We start from the raw sequence: 20,240 nt of genomic DNA on the forward strand, positions 1-20,240 counted from the left end.
CGGGCCGCTCTCGCGTTAACCTTTCTCCGGCGAAAGAACGGCATGAACACCACAGATAATCTGATCCCCCGGCCCTCCCACGTGGCACTCCAGGACGAACCCCCGTTCACACTTGAATCCGCCGCCCGGATCGCTGCGGACAAGCCAGCCGGCCCGGTCGCTGAGCAGCTCGCCTCGCTGCTCCGGCGGTCCACCGGTTTTGCCTTGCCGATAGTCCAGGGCCCCCTCCCGGGTGACATCACCCTGAAGTTGGAAGAAACGTTCGACGGCGGCCCCGAAGCCTACGCCCTTACAGTCGCCGAATCCGGTGTCAGGTTGACCGCTTCCACTACTGCGGGGCTCTTCAACGGTGTCCAGACACTGCGCCAACTGTTCCCCGCTGCGATAGAGGGCCCTGACGCGGCAGACGCCAGTCCAAGCGATCCCACCTGGGTGATTCCCGCCGTCGAGATTGCTGACGCTCCCCGCTTTGCCTACCGCGGCCTGATGCTGGACGTCGCCCGTAGCTTCTTCACCGTGGCGCAGGTGAAAGAGCAGATCGACGTCATGACGCAGTTCAAGCTGAATGTCCTCCACTTGCACCTCACGGACGATCAAGCCTGGCGGATCGAAATTCACGATCCCGGGGCTGAGGGCAACCCGTCCGGGCTGCCCTACGCGAACCTCACCGCCCTGGGTGCGCAAGGCGCTGTTGAAGTGCCCACCGCTACGCCTGTACGGGGACGCGAAGGGTTCTACACGCAGCAGGATTTCCTGGACATCCAGGCCTATGCCGCCAGCAAGAACGTCCTGGTGGTGCCGGAGATCGACGTCCCGGGGCACGTCAACACTGCCCTCGCAGCGATTCCGCAGCTTAACGCTGACGGCGTCGCCAAATCCATGAGCACCACTCCGGCGGTTGGCTGGTCAACGTTGGACGAGTCGCTTCCCGCCACCTACGAGTTCGTGCGGGAAGTTCTCACCCAGCTCGCCGCCATCACGGTAGGCCCGTACCTCCATATCGGCGGTGACGAAGCACTGGTGACCGGGCACGAGAACTATGTGGCCATGGTTCAGGAATTTGCAAGGATTGCCGCCGGGACCGGTAAGACAGTGGTGGGCTGGAACGAGTACGCCGCCGCTGAACTTCCCCCGGGGTCCGTGATCCAGTACTGGTTCGGCGATCTTGCGCCCGTGCTCAAGCACGCAGAAACGGACGGTTCACCGGTGATCATGTCTCCTGCCGCCAACACATATTTGGACCAAAAGTACGCGCCGGACTCTCCCGTTGGGCTCGAATGGGTGGAAGGCGGGCCGTTCACTTGGGCAGAGTACTACAACTGGGATCCAGCCCAAGGCGGGCTCAAGGACCAGCACATCCTGGGCGTTGAAGGTGCCCTTTGGTCTGAGACCGTCCGGAACAACCAGCAGGCTCAATGGCTCCTCTACCCCAGGGCCGTTTCCTTGGCCGAAGTTGCATGGTCCAGCCCGGAGGTCCGCAATGCGGGTGACTTCCGACGCCGGTTGGGCGCCTTGGGTGAGCGGCTCGCCAGGCAAGGTGTGGCCTTCCAGGAAGCGCCCGACGTCGAGTGGTCCGGCACGTCCGAGTGGCCGTTTCCCGAAGCGGCAACGTCCTTCACTCCCAAGTACGGAACAATTGAGGCATGAGCGAGCAAAACGAAGCCCAGTGGCACGACGAACCCACCGACTACGGGCAGATCGGCAAGCTCCCCAGGACTGAAGCGGCGAGCGCGCAGGACACGGCACCTCCGGCGAGTGTCATCGGTTCCCTGAACATCACGGCTGCTGCGGCGGACCCTGAGTTGCTGGACTTGCCATGGCACATTGCCTTGGAGGACTGGCCCGCAGAGAACCTTGCTGCGCTCCCCCGCGGTATCTCCCGGCACATTGTCCGATTCGCGCATTTGGGTGGCTCGGTGATCGCCATCAAGGAGACCTCTGAGCACGTTGCCCGCCATGAATACCACATGCTGCGTAAGCTGGCCCGGCTGGACGTTCCCTGCGTGGAGCCGGTTGCTGTCATTACGGGCAGGACCACTGCGGATGGCAGGCCGCTGAACCCGGTGCTTGTGACGCGCCACCTGAAGTTCTCCATGCCGTACCGTGCCTTGTTCTCCCAGATGCTCCGCAAGGACACCCTGACCCGCCTCATTGACGCCCAGGCGCTGCTGTTGGTGCGTTTGCATCTTGTGGGCTTTTACTGGGGTGACGTTTCGCTGTCCAACACGCTGTTCCGCCGTGATGCCGGTGCCTTCGCCGCTTATTTGGTGGATGCCGAAACGGGCGAGCTCTACCCGGACCTCTCCATGGGCCAGCGTGAATATGACCTGGAGATCGCCCGGGTGAACATCGCCGGTGAACTGATGGACCTGCTGGATGGCGGACTGATCGAGGAAAAGGTGGATCCCGTAGCCACCAGTGAGCTGATCATGGACAGCTACCGCCGGCTCTGGACAGAGCTGACGGAGAAGGAATCCTTCGAACTCGGCGAGCGGTGGCGCGTGGCTGCCCGCATCCGCCGCCTCAACGAGCTTGGCTTTGACGTGGAAGAGTACGCCATCAAGACCACCGCGGACGGCTCCACCATCCAACTCCAGCCCAAAGTGGTGGACGCCGGCCACCACCAGCGTCGTTTGCTGCGGCTCACCGGTCTTGACGCCCAGGAGAACCAGGCGCGCAGGCTCCTCAATGACATGGACCAGTTCCGCGCGGACAACAACCCGGACCTTGACGAGGAAATCAGCGCCCACATCTGGGTCAGCCAGATCTTCGAACCAATCGTCCGTTCCATTCCCCGGCACCTGGCCGGGAAGCTGGAGCCGGCCGAAGTGGTGCACGAGGTCCTGGAGCACCGTTGGTACATGAGCCAGAAACAGGACAGGTACGTCCCCTTGGCTGAAACCGTCCAGTCCTATTTGGACACTGTGCTGCAGCACCGCCGCGACGAGGCAGCAATCATGCTCAACCCGGACACGGAGCTGCTCAAGATCCTTGAGGTTGAGGTGGAGGAATCCGGCCGGTACGACGACGAGGAAGAGTACCCGGACGCTGACGACTAGTTTCGACCACATTCGCTGAAACAGGCTCGACGCCGGCACTTACGTAAGTGCCGGCGTCGAGCCTGTTTAAGTTATGGTTCCAGTGTCTCGGCGAGGCCTGCCAGAACGGGTTCGCGCCCCAGCTCAATGTGGGAGTACGCCAGCGAGTAGGCCAGGTCCGGTTTACCCTTCAGGATCGCGTTGCAGAGTTCGGTGTGTTCATTGCGTTGGAGTTCATTGCTGCGGTTGTGGGCCAGCCCGAAGATCCAGCGCATCCGCCCGAACAGGGGCTTCACCGATTCAATCAGCAGCCTGTTTCCGGAGAGGCGCACTATTTCGGCGTGAAGCTCGGCGCTGATCAGAGCGACGTCGTCGGTGTGTTCGTCGTCGATGGCTGATTTGGAGGCCTCCATGAGCTCTTCCAGCCGGCCACCGTCGCTGCCTTCGGCCACGCGTGTGGCAGCCATTCGCGCAGCAAACGTCTCCAGGCAGAGGCGAACATCAAAGAGCTCGTTGACGTCGGTAAGAGTCAGTTGACGGACCACCGCACCACGCCTGGGAGAAGTCGCCACGAAGCCGTCCTGCTCCAAGCGCTGGATGGCTTCGCGCACAGGAATGCGGGAGACGTTGTAAAGCTCCGAAAGTTCGCGTTCCCGCAGTCTCATACCCTGTGCGTACGTGCCCGTGACAATGCCTTCCAACACCAACTGGTAGACGTTCTGCGCGCGGGCCTCTTCATCGCGGCCATTCCCGGTTTCCGGCATCGCCTCAGCCACTGTCAAACTTCCCTTCATGCCGACGCCAGTCCCGTGAGTGGCGCTCCCCCTACGCTACTCCAGCGGCCGGCCCTTCTACCCGCTCTTGTTCGAGCCCCACGTCGTACAACGCAAGCTGCAGCGGACAAGGGCGGGTTTCGGCGCTAAGAGTTACTCGCCGCGTGCTGTGGGTGCATCATCCAAGGGCGACCACCACGTCACAGCCGGGGTGACTTTGAAGCGGCGGCCCGTCACTTCGCTTGGAGTGATGCGGATGAACTGGTCCTTCTGGCCTGCCTCCCACGGGAAGAGCAGGAGCCCAATGGTATTCAGGACGTCCTGGGTGAGCTTCACGGCGGTTGCTTGGCCTTTGACCACCACGCTCCACGCCACGCCGGTTTCGGCATTGACGCCGTCGGCTTCGATCGCCACTGGAGCATCGCCGAGCGCTGCATGAAGCTTGGTGCCTTCACCGGTCCGGAACACCATGGTCCCGTGGTCAACCTTGTAATTGACGGGAAAGATGTCCGGGTGGTCGTCCACCACAACGGCCAGCCTGCCCACTGAAACACCGCGGAGGAGTTCCCAACACTCGTTGGTCTGCAGGATTTCAGTAGCGGGCGTTTCCGGCTGATTGGTACCTGTTGCTGCTGAGTTGGTCATATGGCCGAGGATACGCCGCGCAGCTGCTGCCCGAACAGGCCTTCTACCGGGTTTCCGGGTGGCTGCACCCGGTGTTGTTCGCTGCGCATGCCGTTGAACGGGCTGTTGATCGGACACTTCCGGGTTATGGGGCGAGCGTGGCTGTGGAGGCGTTCTCAGCTGGCCGTAGCTCCTGCTTTTTTGCGTCCGCGCTGACAAGTGGTCCGCGGATAGCAAAGAATCCTGCACCGGCGAGCACTACGGCTTCGGCGGAGAGCATCCAGAACGTCAATTCCCAGCCGCCTGTCATAGCGTGCAGCAATCCGGCGAACAGTGGACCGAGGGACGCCAACGCGAAGCCCAATCCCTGGCTCATGGCCGAGAGCCTGCCTGCCGACCGGGGGCCGTCGGAGCGAATCACCACCAACGCCATGGCCAGCCCGAATCCGGCGCTCTGCACCACGCCCAAAATCCCCACCATGAGGAACTGTAGTTCAACGGGAGCCATGAGGACTCCCAGCAGCGCGGCCGCTACAAATAGGCCGAGCCCGGGGGCCATGATCCTCAAGATGACGGGTCGGCCCGCCAGCACAGGTGCCAGCAGACTGGCTGGTAGGCCCGCCAGGCTGAACCATGCCAGCAAGGCGGCGGCATCGGCAGGCACCAACCCGCGGGATACCAAGTACACAGCCAGCCAGGACGTGATAGCAAAGTACAGCATGGCTTGGAGCCCGAAGAACGCCGTCACCGCCCACGCCGTGCGCTGCTTCCGCAGCGGCAACGCAGATTTAGAGGTGACAGCCGACGACGGCGCGTCCCCGGTCGTCGTCGTGAATGCTTCCACGTCCATAAGCCGTCCGGACGGAAGCCCTTCAGCGCGGTGGATCAGGAAAGCGCCCAGCAGAGCCGGTACCGCCCACACAGCCAGTGCTGACGACAGGTTGCCGCCGAAGGCCGTCTCGAGTGGTTGGACGAGTCCGGCCCCAAGCGCTGCACCGAGCCCGAAACCCATGGTGCACAACCCTGTCCACCATCCCGTGCCGCGGTTTGCCTTGACGATCTGCGGCACCAGGACGCTCGCGGTCATGATCGCCATGCCCGCCAGGAACGTGCCGGGGAGCAAAAGGGCCGGAACGGTCGCCCGAACGATCAATGCACCAGCAAGAACCAACAAGGCAACAGCCACAGCCCGGCCGGTCCCCCATCGCCGAGCCAGCCAAGGGCCGATCGGGCCCGAAATGCCGAAGGCCAACACGGGCAAGGTGCCCAGAAGCGGAAGCAAGGCGGGGTCCAGGCCAAACACTCCCGGTACCTGGTTCATCACCCCTGCAACGGTGGTAATGGCCGGCCGAAGGTTTATAGATACAACAATGAGTGCCACCAGCACCCACCCCGGAATCGCTCCCGCCCCAACCAGCTGCTTCACGCGCACGTCACCCCACTCATTTTTGGTATACCAAAGAAGCCTAAAGGGGAAAGCTTGGAAAGTAAATGCGGCAAACGCGCTGATAGTCGGCGGTTCCCGGGTAGCACCGCAAAGCCGTGGGATACCAAAGAGGGCGAAGCGAACCCACGGGAAGGGTGGAAGTGAAAGAGCGTCACAATCAAACCCGAGGGACATGAAAGAGCGTCACGATCAAACCCGAGGGACATGAAAGAGCGTCACGATCAAACCCGAGGGACATGAAAGAGCGTCCACGGTGCGCCGCATCAACGGGCCGCAGGGCCGGAACGCGGCAGCGCGCGTCTAAGGGAGGAACGACCGAGCGCGCCGAGCGTTCCGGCCCTGCGGCCCCCACGCCGAGCGCGCCGAGCGTTTCGGCCCTGCGGCCCCACGCCGAGCGCGCCGAGCGTTTCGGCCCTGCGGCCCCACGCCGAGCACCGCTTCGAAATAGCGCTTAGATGGCCTTCCCCGGGTTCAGGATCCCCTGGGGGTCGAACAGTTCCTTGATCCGCCGTTGCAACTCCCGCACCGGCTCGGGCTGCTCAAGGCCGAGCCAGCGGAGCTTGTATTGCCCAACGCCGTGCTCACCTGTGATGGTGCCGCCCATGTCGAGGCCTACCCGGATGGATTCGTCCAAGGCAGCATTGAGTCGCTGCAGGGCGTCGGCATCAGTGGCTGGGTCTACGCGGTCCATCCAGAAGGTGGGGTGCAGGTTGCCGTCACCGGCGTGGGCCACCACTTTGAGGCGTACCCGGAACCGGGCGGCCATGGCTTCGAGTTCGGCCACGAAGTCCACCAGGCGGGAACGCGGGACGGCGATGTCTTCGCCTACCCTGAATTCGTCGTCCACTTCGACGCCTCGGCTGTTGCGTCGCAATTCCACCAGCATTTCAGCTTCGGCGCTGGCTTCGGTGGTAACTGTGGCGCCGCCGTCGGCGAGAACCTGCCGGACGACGTCGGCTTCTGCAGCCGCCCCAAAGCCGTCTGTCTGAATAAGCAACAGGGACTTGCCGCGCTTTTGCAGGTCCCCGCCGTGGAGTTCGTCGAGCTGCACCAGGGTGCCGTTGTCCAGGAGTTCCATGATGGCGGGCTGCACTCTGGCCTTGCCCACGGCCAGCACTCCGGCGGCCGCGCTGCGGAAGTCCTGGTAGAACGCGGCTATGGTGTGCACTTCGCGGGGCAGGTACTTCAGGCGGACGGTAACGCCCACCACAATCCCCAACGTTCCTTCTGAGCCCACCAACAGTGCGGTGAGGTCATAGCCTGCCACGCCTTTGAAGGTTTGATGGCCGGTGTGCATGAGTGAGCCGTCGGCCATGACAACGTCCAGGGCCAGCACGGAATCCCGCGTCACACCGTACTTGGCGCACCGCAGTCCCCCGGCGTTGGTGGCGACGTTGCCGCCAATTGTGGACATCTTGTAACTGGCGGGGTCCGGTGCATACATCAGCCCGTGTTCGGCGGCAGCAGCGTTGAGTTCAGCGTTGATGACGCCGGGTTCGACGACGGCGGTCTCGTCGTCGGGGTTAAGGTCCAGGATGCGGTTCATCCGTTCCAAGCCCAGCACTATGCAGCCTTGGGTGGCGTGCGCACCGCCTGAAACACCGGTGCCGGCACCACGGGCGACGATCGGCACACCATGTGCAGCGCAGCTGCGAACAATGTGTTGCACGTCTTCCACGGACTCGGCCCAGACAACAGCCAAGGGCAGATGCCTCTCCAGCATTGGTCCCTGATCGATGGAGTAGATGGTCAGGGTCTCTTCGTCACGGGCTATCTGGCCTGTCCGGAGTCCGTCGGCCAATTGCTGCAGGAACGCTTGATGCCCGGTTGTCTGCCGGGTCTCTTCCGCGTGACCGACAGTACGGTTCTTGATGCGTTCCGCTGATGTACCGGCCACGGCCGTTTCGTCCGACAAGGCATTACCTCCGCATGAGCGCCGCGGACACGCCAAATCGGCAGTCTTCGCAGCGTTTTCAGTGCTCATAGTCTAGCCAGCGCCGGTGGGCGGAGGCACTGCGCGGAGGCCAAGCGCGGCGGTCCGGCCGCATGGAGGATCCCAGTCCGAGGAACATCCCTTTGCATATCTTCCATTGACAATTGCAAGCGCTTCCACCCTTTGGACTCCGGCTGGCATAGGGAAGTAGTCAAGGGCGCCACTCATCTGTAAGGACAGCAGCCTTAGCACTGGAAACGTTTACAATTTCCAGGAAACTCTTCTACGATGTCTCCATGTCCGTTGATTCCATGCTCTCGGTTGCGACCCACGAGCCCACTACAGCCTTCACGCATCTGACCCCGGTCCACGACGCCTCGACGGCGCCCGGTTGGTGGCGTTCGGCTGTGATCTACCAGATCTATCCGCGTTCCTTCCGCGACCTCAACGGTGACGGCATAGGAGACCTGGCGGGCATCACTGCCGAGCTCACGCATTTGGCAAAGCTGGGTGTGGACGCCGTCTGGTTGTCACCCTTCTACCGCTCACCCCAGCGCGACGCAGGATACGACGTCAGCGACTACTGCGACGTCGATCCCCTCTTCGGCACCTTGGCCGACTTCGACGCGCTCATTGCCGAGGCCAACAGGCTCAACCTGCGCGTCATCGCGGACCTCGTTCCCAACCACTGCTCGGATCAACACGTCGCATTCCAGGCAGCCCTCATTGCCGGAGCCGGCAGTGCGGAGCGGGACATGTTCATCTTCCGGGACGGGCAAGGACCCGATGGCATTGAGCCGCCCAACAACTGGCAGTCGCACTTCGGCGGCCCGGCATGGACACGCATCGTGGAGCCGAACGGTCAGCCCGGCCAGTGGTTCCTGCACCTCTTCGATTCCTCACAGCCGGACTTCAACTGGGACAACCCGGCCGTCCACGCCGAGTTCGAGCGCGTCCTGCGTTTCTGGCTGGACCGCGGCATCTCCGGATTCCGCGTTGACGTTGCCCACGCGCTGGTCAAGGCAGCGGGCCTCCCCAACTGGGGTGGGCGAGCTGACGGCAACAGCTCAGATGGTTTCCCGGGCCAGGACGCTCCGATGTTCGGCCAACCGGCCCTCCACCAGATCTACCGCCGGTGGCGTTCTATCCTGGAAGAATACGGACCGGACCGCATCCTGTGCGCCGAAGCCAACGTGGACCCGCTCCCCCGGTTGGCCCAGTGGGTTCGTCCCGACGAAATGCACCAGGCCTTCAACTTCCCTTACCTGCACGCCGGACTGGATGTAAACCGCCTCCGCCACATCATCACCGATTCTTTGGTCTCGCTTGATGCCGTGGGCGCCCCGAGCACCTGGGTGTTGTCCAATCACGATGTTGTCCGGCACGTTTCACGCTTCGGCTATGACGGCCCGGGGCCCCGTGATGGCGACGGAATCGGCCCTGACGACGTCCAGCCCAACGAGGAACTCGGACGACGGCGGGCTGCCGCGGCCACCCTGTTCATGCTGGGTCTGCCTGGCGGCGCCTACCTCTACCAAGGTGAGGAACTGGGTCTTCCCGACTCCTCCGACATCCCCGGTAACATGCGCCAGGACCCCACATTCGCCCGAACCGGCGGAACACGCATCGGACGCGACGGTTGCCGTGTGCCGCTTCCCTGGCGCTCTTCCGAACCACACTCCGGGTTCGGCAGCGGCCTGGACCCCTGGCTGCCACAACCCGAGTCCTGGCCCGCACTGGCGAGGGACAAGCAAGAGGTTGATCCGGCGTCGCACCTTAATCTTTACCGTCGGATGCTCGACCTCCGCGCTACCAACCGCCTTGGCGAGGGTTCGCTTGCCTGGGTTGAGGACTACTGCAGCGACACCTCGCTCGCCTACCTCAACGGCAATATCCTGGTGATCATCAACGTTGGGCCTGAGGCCATGCCGCTTCCTGCAGGCGAAACGGTCCTGCGGAGCTCGGCGGCAGAAGCCTCTGATCTACTAGGCTCGGGGGAGACAATCTGGCTCACAGCCAGCTAACTTTCCACCGAGGAGCAGCATGACCGGCATCAAGGACGTAGCCGAGCGAGCAGGGCTGTCCGTTGCCACGGTCTCACGGGCACTAAGCGGGAAGGGCAACGTCTCCCCCACCAGCCGGGAACGGGCCCGCACCGCCGCCGCCGAGCTGGGATTCGTACTGTCTTACCATGCGTCGAGCCTGGCCTCCGGGCGCACGCATAACGTCGGGCTGGTGGTTCCCTCGGTCCACCGCTGGTTCTTTTCAGCGGTGATCGAGGGCGCCTCCGCGGCGCTGCTCGAGGCAGGCTACGACCTCACGCTCTACAACATCGGCGAAAACCCCGCGCGCCGCCAAAGTGTCTTCAACGACTTCCTGCTCCGCAAAAGGGTGGATGCGGTCATTGCAGTATCCCTGGAGCTCAGTGAAGACGAAATCCAGCAGCTTCACGCAGTTCACCGGCCTATTGTGGGAATCGGTGGGCCCTTGCCGGGTGCTTCCACCATCAGGATCGACGACTCCGGAATCGCGCTGAAGGCCACCAACCACTTGTTGGGCCTGGGCCACACCAAGATCGCCCACATCACCGGGCTTGAAGCTTATGACCAAGACTTCCGCCTGCCCGGAACCCGCCGCAGCGGTTTTGAAAAAGCAATGCACGACGCCGGCTGCCCCGTCAGGCCCGAATGGATCGTTTCCGCGGACTTCACCATAGAAGGCGCTTACGCTGCCGCACGGCAACTGCTGGCAAGCGCACCGGAGCGGCCTACCGCAGTCTTCGCGGCCTCCGACGAAATGGCGATCGGCACCATACTCGCCGCCAGGGACTTCGGCTTGCGTATCCCGGACGACCTCTCAGTGATGGGCATCGACGGGCACGACCTCGGCAAGGTGCTTGGCCTGACCACTATCGATCAGGACGCCAAGGGCCAAGGGGCTCTAGCTGTACGGACCCTGCTCGGTGCAATCAACAACGGGCTGGTGCTGGAACCGGCAGACACCCAACATCCAACCCGGCTGGTAGTCCGGACAAGTACAGCCGTGCCCAAGGCCGGGGCCTCGTAAGTCCTCTACGGCAGGTGCCGCTCCATCACGAGCTCCAACTTTGATGTGTCCTGCGGATAAGGCCGGCTGGCACCGGTGGCCTCGAACCCGTGGCGCCGGTAGAACGCAAGCGCCCTCACGTTTTCCTCGTGAACACCCAACTCAATTCTTTCAGCGCGTAGCTCCTCCGCGGCGGCCTTGCACGATTCGTTGAGGAGTTCGTCGGCCAGTCCCAACCCACGGTGCTCCGGCGCCACGTAGACGCTGATCAGTACGGCCTGCACCGGCTTCTCCGGGTTTTGGGGATGTTTGAGCACCACACGCATCAGCCCGCACAGTTTGCTGCCGTCTTCGCCCGCATCAGCTACGAGGGTGATGCTCCCCTCTCCGGACATTGCGGCGGCACGGACCTGCCACTGGGTTTCCGTTTGCCGGCGCGCCGCTTCCAGGCTCTCCACGTAGGCCATGGGAGTGTCCGCGATCATTTCCAGACGGACAGCCCTTAGCAACTGCCAATCGCTTGAGTGAAGCCTTCGGATCCTAGGCAACTGCTCCGCCCATGAACCTCACGTATCGCTCAAGGACCCGAGGCCAACCTTCGGCGTAGGACGCGCGGGAAGCAGCGGGGTCCTCGGCACCCTCCCAACCATCATGGATCAGGCGGACTTCAGTGCCCCCATCCACTGCCCGGAAGACCACCCGGATCTCGGTGGACCACAATGGGGTACTGGCCGGGTACCAGCTGGCATGGAAGGACAGCGGGGGCTGCCAGTCATCGATTGTTCCCCATACGGAGGTGCGGCCATCCTCAGCCGTCTCCAGAATCAGGTTCTCCTCGAACTCAACATGGGAGCCCTCGCCGTACACGCTCTCCAGCTCCAGCGGCCACCACAGATGTGGATGGTCGGTGAAGCCTTGGAAGGCGTGCGAGACGTTGGTGGGGACCACAACAGTGATGATGAAGGGCTCCAGGCCGTCACCGTCCTGCCTGGACGACCCGGGCTCCGATTCGGGGTGGCTAAACAGATTTTCCATGACCACCAACTCTACCGTTGGCCGAAGCCACACAGGTGGGTTAAATGCGAAGAGCCCCAGCGGGTGGCTGGGGCTCTTCTGAATTTATGTCCGGCGGTGTCCTACTCTCCCACACCCTCCCGGGTGCAGTACCATCGGCGCTGTGGGTCTTAGCTTCCGGGTTCGGAATGGGACCGGGCGTTTCCCCCACGCTATGACCGCCGTAACTCTGTTATCGAAACCAGCTGAAAACCAGACCACCACACACGGGGGTGCATGACAGTACTGGCCATAATTTCAACCAATTGATAAAACAATCGGTATCAACAAACTTGGCACACTATTGAGTTCTCAAACAACAGGTCACTATTCCAGAGCAGTACCACCAGCCTCAACTGGATCGCTCCGGAGCAACTTTTCAAACTTACCGGCTAGCTTCCTCTGAGTCAAATCGGCAAGACTGACTTGATTTTTCCTTGCGGTTTCTTGTCAGTTTGCGGTCTCAACCAGTGGAGCAGCGCGGGTACTAACTATACCCACACTTTGCCCCCGTTGGCAAAGGCGCGTTGGTGGGGGCCGCCGTCGTCGGGTGTTTGGCTGCGGACCGGGCCGCAAACCAAAGCCGGGCTGAACCAGCAACGCTCCCCCACCTGAGTGAGGGAGCGTTGCTCGAAAGCGGCCGTTATGTGAGCGAGGGACGCTGGAAAAGGGTGGTGATGTGAGAGATGGTCAGGCTGTAGGTGTGAACCAGGAGGCACCCAGTGGAGGCAGGGTGACGGTCAGCGCCGCAGGCTGGCCGTCGGTTCCGGGAGCAGATGCCTTCAGCGATCCTGCGTTCAGAACTCCCGAGCCGCCATAGGTCTCAGCGTCTGTGTTCAGCACTTCCGTCCACTCCCCCGCTGCCGGTACCCCCAGGATGTAGTCCTTGTGAGGACCGCCGGAGAAGTTGACGGCACAAACCAGCGGTTTGCCGTCGTGACCCCAACGGATGAAAGTGAGGACGTTGTGATCGGCGTCGGCACCGTTGATCCACTGGAAACCGCCGGCCTCGTTGTCGCGCTGGTAAAGGGCCGGCGTGGAGGTGTAGAGCTCGTTGAGATCCTTTACCAGGAGCTGCAATCCGCGGTGGGCCGGAATGTCAGCGAGGAACCAATCCAGGCCGTACTGTTCGGACCACTCTGCTTCCTGGCCGAACTCGGTGCCCATGAAGATGAGCTGCTTGCCCGGGTGTGCCCATTGGTAGGCGAAGAACGCACGCAGGTTTGCCAGCTGCTGCCAGCGGTCACCGGGCATTTTCCGGAGCATGGAGCCCTTGCCGTGAACTACTTCGTCATGGCTGATGGGAAGCAGGAAGTTTTCCGTGAACGCATAGACCAAGGAGAACGTGATGGTGCCGTGGTGCCACTTGCGGTTGATGGGATCTTCGGAAATGTACTTGAGAGAGTCGTGCATCCAGCCCATGTTCCATTTGAGCCCGAAGCCGAGCCCTCCGTGGTTGGTGGGAGCAGTGACACCCGGGAAAGCGGTTGATTCTTCGGCAATGATGATAGCGCCGGGGTGGGACTTGTAGACGGTGGCGTTGACTTCCTGCATGAAGGAAATCGCTTCGAGGTTCTCACGGCCGCCGAACTTGTTGGGCCGCCACTGCCCTTCTTCACGTGAGTAGTCCAGGTAGATCATGGAAGCCACGGCATCAACCCGCAGGCCGTCGATGTGGAATTCTTCCAGCCAGTACAGCGCATTGGCCACCAGGAAGTTCCGGACCTCGCTGCGCCCGAAGTCGAAAATCAGCGTTCCCCAGTCCGGGTGTTCACCCAAAGCGGGGTCCGAGTGCTCGTACAGGGGCTGGCCATCGAACTGCGCCAGCGCCCAGGCGTCCTTGGGGAAGTGTGCAGGGACCCAGTCGAGGAGGACGCCGATTCCGGCCTGGTGTAGTGAATCCACCAGGAACCGGAACTCGTCCGGGTGACCGAACCGTGAGGTCGGCGCGAAGTAGGACGTTACCTGGTAGCCCCATGAACCTCCGAAGGGGTGCTCGGCAACGGGCATGAACTCAACATGGGAGAACCCAAGCCACTTCACGTAGTCCACGAGTTCCTTGGCGAGTTCCTTGTAGCCAAGGCCCAGTCGCCAGGAGCCCAAGTGGACTTCGTAGACGCTCATGGGCGAGTTGTGCGGGTCCTTGGCGGCGCGGGCATTCATCCATTCCGCGTCCTTGAAACGGTAGCTTGCGTCAACAACACGCGAGGCAGTCAGTGGCGGTACCTCCGTGCCGAAGGCCAAGGGATCAGCCTTTTCAATCCAGTGTCCGGACTTGGTGAGGATCTCGTATTTGTAGCACGCCCCTGCTACAACCCCCGGGATGAAGAGTTCCCACACACCGGAGGAACCCAGGGAACGCATGCCGTGGGAGCGGCCGTCCCACCCGTTGAAGTCGCCCTTCACGCGGACTGCCTGGGCGTTGGGAGCCCAGACGGCGAAGGAGACTCCGTCCACCTCGCTCAACGCGGAGCGGTAATGCTGGACGTGCGCGCCCAGGACGTCCCAGAGACGTTCGTGGCGCCCTTCACCGATCAGGTGCAGGTCCACCTCACCCACGGTGGGCAGGTAGTGGTACGGGTCATCGATGGTGACGGGTTCGACGTCGTACACCACTTCCAAACGGTAGTCCGGCACGTGGCCGGCCTGCAGCGGTTCCAGGACGACGGTCCAGACGCCGTGAGCCTCGTGGGTCATGTCGGTGCGGCCGGCTTCGGTCACCACAGCCACGGACTTCGCGAGGTGCTTCACCGTGCGGATGGTGACGTGACCGTGATCGTCCAAGTGAGCGCCGAGCACTGAGTGGGGCGCATGGTAGGCGCCGGCCGCCACGCGTTCCAAGGTCTCGGAGTCCACGTGCAGGGGAACTCGGGGCCGTTCGGTGCGTGCAGAGCCAGTCATATCATTACCTTCCGCTGTAGCTGCCGCATGCTTGCCGCGGCTTGTGTTGTCGAGGATTCTTCGGGATGCATTCACGGGGATCGACAACCAGTCGGGCCGGTTCCGCAACTCGTAAACAACCTCGTATAAGGCCTTGTCCAGCCACAATGCCACAAAGAGCGGCGAGCGGCGGTCAATGGTTCCCGGGGTGACCTCGCTGTACCCCTCAAGGAACGCGGCAGCGCAGTCATCCACCCAGGTTTCGGGCACCTTGGCGTCAGTGTTTTCGCGCGTGGCGGCACCGGCTGCGTAGTCGAAGGAGCGCAGCATTCCGGTGACATCCCGCAAAGGAAGATCCGGAGAATTGCGCTCATCAATGGTCCGGAGCGGCTCGCCCTCGAAGTCGAGGATGGCCCACCGTCCAGGCTGTCCCTCAGCGCCTGGAACCAACAGGATCTGGCCCAGGTGCAGATCCCCATGGACGCGCTGCAACTGGCCCACGTCGCGCGGATCCAGGGCCGCCAGCAACTCATCGAGTTGTTGATCATGAGGCCCGACGGCGGACGAGGCTTCCGCCCACGAGGCCCGGACGCGCCGGTCCACTGTAGCGATGATCTCCGGCCCCTGTTCCTGTCCGTCCAGGGTGCCGAACGTTTCTGCGAGCCTGGCGTGAACCGTGGCGGTGGCAGCACCGAGGCCGCGGGCCTCTGAAGTGAAATCCCTACCTGCTGCGGCTGCCTCTACTGCCAAGCGCCAGGCATCCATGCCTCCCAGGAGGAACTCGTGGGCTACGGTCAGCTCGCCCGTGGCCGCTGTGGAACCGTTCGACGCTGTGGAACCGTTCGACGCCGGACCATCCCACGCGCCGGTAATCCATCCGAGCGTCGCGGGAACCTCGGTGGTCCCCGCTGCCGTCAGGGCGGCACCGAGTTCCACTTCAGGGTTTTTGCCGGCCGCTAGCACGCGGAAGATTTTGATGATCGCCGCCGAATCGCCGTCGTCAATGATGACCGAGGTATTTGACTGCTCACCGGAGAGGACCTTGGCAGTCTTGGGGGTTTTCGGAAGCGCGACACGGCCACGCGTCAGATGTCCCTGGGCGCCGCCCACCTTTCCTTCACTGCGCATGAGTTCCAGCCATGCAGTGACGAAATCAGCATCGAAGACGGCGTCGTAAACGAGCCGCAGGCCGAGTTCCGGATCCGTGAACTCCCCCAGCAATGCTGTGGGCGCCTCGGACAACGGCTGGCTCCTGAAGCTCAACGGAACCTGGACAACGTCAGTCCGCAAACCGCCGTCGGCCGTTCGGTGGGTTACCGCCAACAGCACAACTTCCAGCTGTGCGTCGCCGCTGCCATGGGGGAGGCTGAAGCCTCCCACCTGCTCGAGCGCAAAGTCGGGGCTCTTGACCGGGAACCAGCGCTTGCCTGGCAGCCAGGTCCGGAGAAGTCCTTCAATGGAGGGGTTCAAGTTTTCCTTGTTCATCTCATCCTTTGGAGGTCACCACGGGAATCGCCTGGGTAAAAGGCGACGAGGGATTGGAAAATGCCGAGCGGACGCGCAGCCAGTAAAAACTGTGGCTGCCCAGCATCACGGTCAGGTGACCGTTGTCGCCGACCGCCGGGAAAGGCTGGCCGCCGAAAACATCGCGCAGGCCGCGGCCTGCAAATTCGGGAACATCCAGCGTTGCTGCCACGGGGTGCTGGGAGAGGTTGAAGACGCACAGTATGGTTTCGGCGTCTTCCCCTTCAGGGTTACCCGCCGGCAATTCCCGAACGTACGCGAGCACCACCTCATGGTCCGCTTCGATATGGCGGAAGGCTCCCAGACCAAACACCGGATGGTTCTTCCGGACGCTCAGGATCTGGCGGGTCCAGCGCAGCAGCGAGCCCGAGTGCGCAGCTTCGGCCTCGACGTTGGCCATGCTGTAGTTGTAAACCAGCGACTGGATGACCGGAAGGTAAAGCTGGCCCGGATCAGCTCCGGAGAAGCCTGCATTCCGGTCCGGATTCCACTGCATGGGTGTCCGGACAGCATCGCGGTCATCGAGCCAAATGTTGTCGCCCATGCCGATCTCATCCCCGTAATACAGGAACGGGCTGCCCGGTAGGGACAGCAGCAACGCGTTGATCAGCTCGATCTCGGAACGGGAGTTATCCAGCAGCGGCGCCAAACGGCGTCGAATACCAATGTTGGCCCGCATCCGGGGGTCCGGGGCGTACCAGCCGAGCATGGCGGCCCGCTCCTCAGCGGGCACCATCTCCAACGTCAGTTCGTCATGGTTCCGCAGGAAAGTCCCCCACTGTGCCCCCTTGGGGATCTCCGGAGTGTTCCGCAGGGTCTCAATAATGGGAGCGGCCTTCTGGTCCCGCAAGGCGTAGTAAAGCCTGGGCATGATGGGGAAATGGAAGGCCATGTGGCACTCGGGGGCTTCCTCGGTGCCGAAGTACTCCACCACTTCATGCGGCGGCTGGTTAGCCTCGGCAATGATCACCCGGCCGGGGTAGTTCGAGTCCACCATCCGGCGAAGGTCCTGCAGGAAGGTGTGCGTGGCCGGCAGGTTCTCGCAGTTGGTGCCGTCCTCTTCGAACAGGTAGGGGATGGCGTCGGCACGGAAGCCGTCGATTCCCTGGTCCAGCCAAAACCGTATGACGTCGTAGAGTGCCTCGATGACCGCCGGGTTCTCAAAGTTCAGGTCCGGCTGGTGACTGAAGAAGCGGTGCCAGAAGAACTGGCGGCGAATGGGATCGAACGTCCAGTTGGATTCCTCGGTGTCCACAAAGATGATGCGTGCATCCTGGTACTTCTCGTCGGTATCGCTCCACACATAGAAATCGCCGTACGGCCCCGTTGGGTCCTTTCGCGATTCCTGGAACCAGGGATGCTGATCCGAGGTGTGGTTCAACGGCAGGTCAATGATCACCCGGACGCCACGTGCGTGGGCCTCGGCCACCAATCGTTTGAAGTCGCTGATGGTGCCGAACTCGTCCAACACGGAGGTATAGTCGGCGATATCGTAACCGCCGTCGCGCAACGGGGAATGGAAGAACGGCGGCAACCACAGGCAGTCCACGCCCAGCCACTGGAGGTAATCCAGTTTCTCGATCAGGCCGTGGAAGTCGCCGGAACCATCCCCGTTGGCATCCGCAAAGGCCCGCACCAGTACCTCATAGAAGACTGCCTTGCGGTACCAGTGCGGATCGTGCTGGAGACCGGGGGCGTTCAACTCGAAGGTGTTCTTCGGAGTGAAGTACTGGCTGGGGTTCTGCGGAGAAAAACTCACTAAGGCTGCCTCCGGATGCTTAGAATGTGCGCCGGTTCAACATGGGCGTCGAGCCGCACATAGTTATGCTCGCCCCATTCCCAGCTCTGGCCGCTGATGAGGTCATCCACCCGGAACCGGCCGTCCTCGTTGAAGTCCGAAGGATCCAGCTGCAGTGCCGCGAGGTCCAGGGACACCGTGCTCTCGCGTGTGCTGTGCGGATCCACGTTGACCACAATGATCAAGGTGTCCTTGGTGCCGTCCGGCAGCGTCTTGTGCTTGGAGTACACAATCGTTGCGTCGTCGGTGCTGCTGTGCAGCGCCAGGTTCTGCAGATCGCCCAAGGCCACGTGGTCCTTGCGGATGGTGTTGAGCCTGGTGATGTACGGGGCCAAGGTCCGCCCGGACTCCGCCGCGCCTTCCCAATCCCGCGCCTTGTACTCGTACTTCTCGTTATCGATGTACTCCTCGGCACCCGGACGGGCCACGTGCTCGTACAACTCATAACCGGCGTAGACGCCCCACAGCGGGCTGGCCGTAGCGGCCAGGACGGCGCGGACCTTGAATGCCGCAGGCCCACCGTACTGCAGGTACTCGGTGAGGATGTCCGGGGTGTTTACAAAGAAGTTCGGACGGAAGAAAGCCGCGGTTTCGTGGCTGATCTCGTGGAAATACTCCTCAAGTTCGGTCTTGGTGTTCCGCCACGTGAAGTAGCTGTAGGACTGCTGGAATCCGGCGCGACCCAAAGCGTGCATCATGGGCGGGCGTGTGAAGGCCTCCGCCAGGAAAACAACCTCGGGGTTCTTCTTGTTGATCTTGCCGATCAGCCATTCCCAGAACCAGACGGGCTTGGTGTGCGGATTGTCCACGCGGAAAACCTTGACCCCGTGACTGATCCACAGCTGTACGATCCGCAGGATTTCCTTGGACAGGCCGGCGGGATCGTTGTCAAAGTTCAGGGGGTAAATGTCCTGGTACTTCTTCGGAGGGTTCTCTGCGTAAGCAATGGACCCGTCCACGCGTGTGGTGAACCATTCCGGGTTTGACGTCACCCAAGGGTGATCCGGAGCTGCCTGCAGGGCCAGGTCCAAGGCAACTTCGAGGCCCAGCTCGTTGGCACGGGCCACAAAGGCGTCGAAGTCCTCAAACGTCCCCAGGTCCGGATGGATGGCGTCATGGCCGCCGTCCTTGGAGCCGATGGCCCACGGCGAACCGGGATCCTGCGGGCCCGGCGTCAACGTGTTGTTGCGGCCTTTGCGGTGCTGGAAACCGATCGGGTGGATGGGGGGCAGATAGATGATGTCAAAGCCCATGTCCGCCACGGCGTCGAGCCTCCGGGCTGCCGTACGGAAGTTGCCCGAAGTCCACACACCGGTGGAGTGATCAAGCACAGCGCCCTCTGAGCGGGGGAAGAACTCGTACCAGGAACCACGGCCCGCGAGGTCGCGTTCCACCTGCAGCGGGAAGCGTTCGGACACGGTCACCAGTTCGCGGATGGGGACGCGTCCGACGGCGGCCAGCACCTCAGGGCTGAAACCGGCGCCAAGGCGCTCCTCGGCGGTCTTGGTGGTGTCTGCCAGCACTACCGAAGCGGCACGCAAGGTGCGCTTCTCCACACCGGTGCGCCCGGCGTCGTCGGCTGCTTCAGCCAGGAGGGCAGCGCCCTCGGCGAGCATCAACTCAACGTCAATGCCGGCTCCTACCTTGACCTCGGCATTGTGGTGCCAGGTGCCATAACGGTCATGCCATGCCTCAATGACGAAGGACCAGGCACCAGTGCCGGTGGGCGTGATCAGGCCCTCCCAACGGTCCAAGCCCTTCCACTGCTCGCCCTGGGCCGGGGTCAGGCGGACGCGCTGACGCTCCTTGCCCCTGGGATCGAGCAGCACGGCAGAGACACCAAGCTGGTCATGGCCCTCACGGAAAACCGTGGCGCCCACAGCCAGGTCCTCGCCGGGCAGGGCTTTCGCAGGAAAACGGCCACCCTCAACTACCGGCTGCACGGCAGTGATGGGGAACCGGCCGAAGCGAAGTCCCTCCGTGATGTCCGTGGTCGTCTTGGATTTCAGAGCGGTGATGGTTCGCGCAGTTTTCGTCACAACCACGACGTTAGCGAGAAAAATCACAGAATGCTAAGCACACGACCTTTCTCCTCGACGCAAGGTGACTTTTACCTAAAAGAAAC

The 20,240-nt window shown here is 62.5% G+C and carries 13 protein-coding genes and 1 rRNA gene; 4 read left to right on the forward strand and 10 right to left on the reverse strand.

The features are described from left to right. Positions 1-42: 42 nt before the first annotated feature. Both BACI9J_RS17005 and BACI9J_RS17010 read left to right on the forward strand, forming a co-directional pair. Positions 43-1,647, forward strand: a complete 1,605-nt coding sequence (locus tag BACI9J_RS17005) for a beta-N-acetylhexosaminidase (RefSeq protein ID WP_159735411.1) — start codon at positions 43-45, stop codon at positions 1,645-1,647. Then, positions 1,644-3,059, forward strand: coding sequence for a DUF4032 domain-containing protein (locus BACI9J_RS17010; protein WP_159708694.1), 1,416 nt, complete (start codon positions 1,644-1,646; stop codon positions 3,057-3,059). The genes BACI9J_RS17005 and BACI9J_RS17010 overlap by 4 nt, the downstream gene beginning before the upstream one ends. 71 nt (positions 3,060-3,130) lie before the next feature. Here BACI9J_RS17010 and BACI9J_RS17015 read toward each other — a convergent pair whose 3' ends face one another. The 4 genes from BACI9J_RS17015 to BACI9J_RS17030 all read right to left on the reverse strand — a co-directional run bounded on the left by BACI9J_RS17015 (position 3,131) and on the right by BACI9J_RS17030 (position 7,797). Further along, on the reverse strand, positions 3,131-3,832 hold the full coding sequence (locus tag BACI9J_RS17015; RefSeq protein WP_159735412.1) for a GntR family transcriptional regulator: 702 nt from the start codon (positions 3,830-3,832) through the stop codon (positions 3,131-3,133). A 132-nt stretch (positions 3,833-3,964) separates the two neighbouring features. Next, positions 3,965-4,456, reverse strand: coding sequence for a pyridoxamine 5'-phosphate oxidase family protein (locus BACI9J_RS17020; RefSeq protein ID WP_159735413.1), 492 nt, complete (start codon positions 4,454-4,456; stop codon positions 3,965-3,967). A gap of 124 nt (positions 4,457-4,580) precedes the next feature. Beyond that, positions 4,581-5,861 (reverse strand): MFS transporter, encoded by a 1,281-nt coding sequence (locus BACI9J_RS17025; protein WP_236558740.1) that lies wholly within the window; start codon positions 5,859-5,861, stop codon positions 4,581-4,583. A 472-nt stretch (positions 5,862-6,333) separates the two neighbouring features. Then, on the reverse strand, positions 6,334-7,797 hold the full coding sequence (locus tag BACI9J_RS17030; RefSeq protein ID WP_201296605.1) for an FAD-binding oxidoreductase: 1,464 nt from the start codon (positions 7,795-7,797) through the stop codon (positions 6,334-6,336). A gap of 314 nt (positions 7,798-8,111) precedes the next feature. Here BACI9J_RS17030 and BACI9J_RS17035 point away from each other — a divergent pair, with 314 nt between their 5' ends. Next, a complete protein-coding gene (locus BACI9J_RS17035) occupies positions 8,112-9,839 on the forward strand; it encodes a glycoside hydrolase family 13 protein (protein ID WP_236558741.1) in 1,728 nt (575 codons plus the stop codon). 19 nt (positions 9,840-9,858) lie between these two features. Continuing rightward, positions 9,859-10,881 (forward strand): LacI family DNA-binding transcriptional regulator, encoded by a 1,023-nt coding sequence (locus tag BACI9J_RS17040; RefSeq protein ID WP_159735414.1) that lies wholly within the window; start codon positions 9,859-9,861, stop codon positions 10,879-10,881. Between the two features lie 5 nt (positions 10,882-10,886). Here the strand turns inward: BACI9J_RS17040 and BACI9J_RS17045 are convergent, their stop codons facing one another. The 6 genes from BACI9J_RS17045 to BACI9J_RS17070 form a co-directional block, all read right to left on the reverse strand. Next, positions 10,887-11,408 carry a GNAT family N-acetyltransferase gene (locus tag BACI9J_RS17045; RefSeq protein WP_159735415.1) on the reverse strand — a complete coding sequence of 174 codons (522 nt, stop codon included), beginning with the start codon at positions 11,406-11,408 and terminating at the stop codon, positions 10,887-10,889. After that, entirely contained in the window at positions 11,401-11,895 is a 495-nt protein-coding gene (locus tag BACI9J_RS17050) for an SRPBCC domain-containing protein (RefSeq protein WP_159735416.1), read from the reverse strand. The genes BACI9J_RS17045 and BACI9J_RS17050 overlap by 8 nt, the downstream gene beginning before the upstream one ends. A gap of 88 nt (positions 11,896-11,983) precedes the next feature. Beyond that, positions 11,984-12,100: ribosomal RNA gene (gene rrf, locus BACI9J_RS17055) — 5S ribosomal RNA — on the reverse strand. 503 nt (positions 12,101-12,603) lie between these two features. Then, on the reverse strand, positions 12,604-16,278 hold the full coding sequence (locus BACI9J_RS17060) for a 1,4-alpha-glucan branching enzyme (protein WP_159735417.1): 3,675 nt from the start codon (positions 16,276-16,278) through the stop codon (positions 12,604-12,606). A 1-nt stretch (position 16,279) separates the two neighbouring features. Next, a complete protein-coding gene (treS, locus tag BACI9J_RS17065) occupies positions 16,280-18,076 on the reverse strand; it encodes a maltose alpha-D-glucosyltransferase (RefSeq protein ID WP_159735418.1) in 1,797 nt (598 codons plus the stop codon). Continuing rightward, entirely contained in the window at positions 18,076-20,160 is a 2,085-nt protein-coding gene (locus BACI9J_RS17070; protein ID WP_328699823.1) for an alpha-1,4-glucan--maltose-1-phosphate maltosyltransferase, read from the reverse strand. The genes treS and BACI9J_RS17070 overlap by 1 nt, the downstream gene beginning before the upstream one ends. Positions 20,161-20,240 lie beyond the last annotated feature (80 nt).

Source organism: Arthrobacter sp. 9V (genome assembly GCF_902506065.1).
GTDB lineage: Bacteria > Actinomycetota > Actinomycetes > Actinomycetales > Micrococcaceae > Arthrobacter.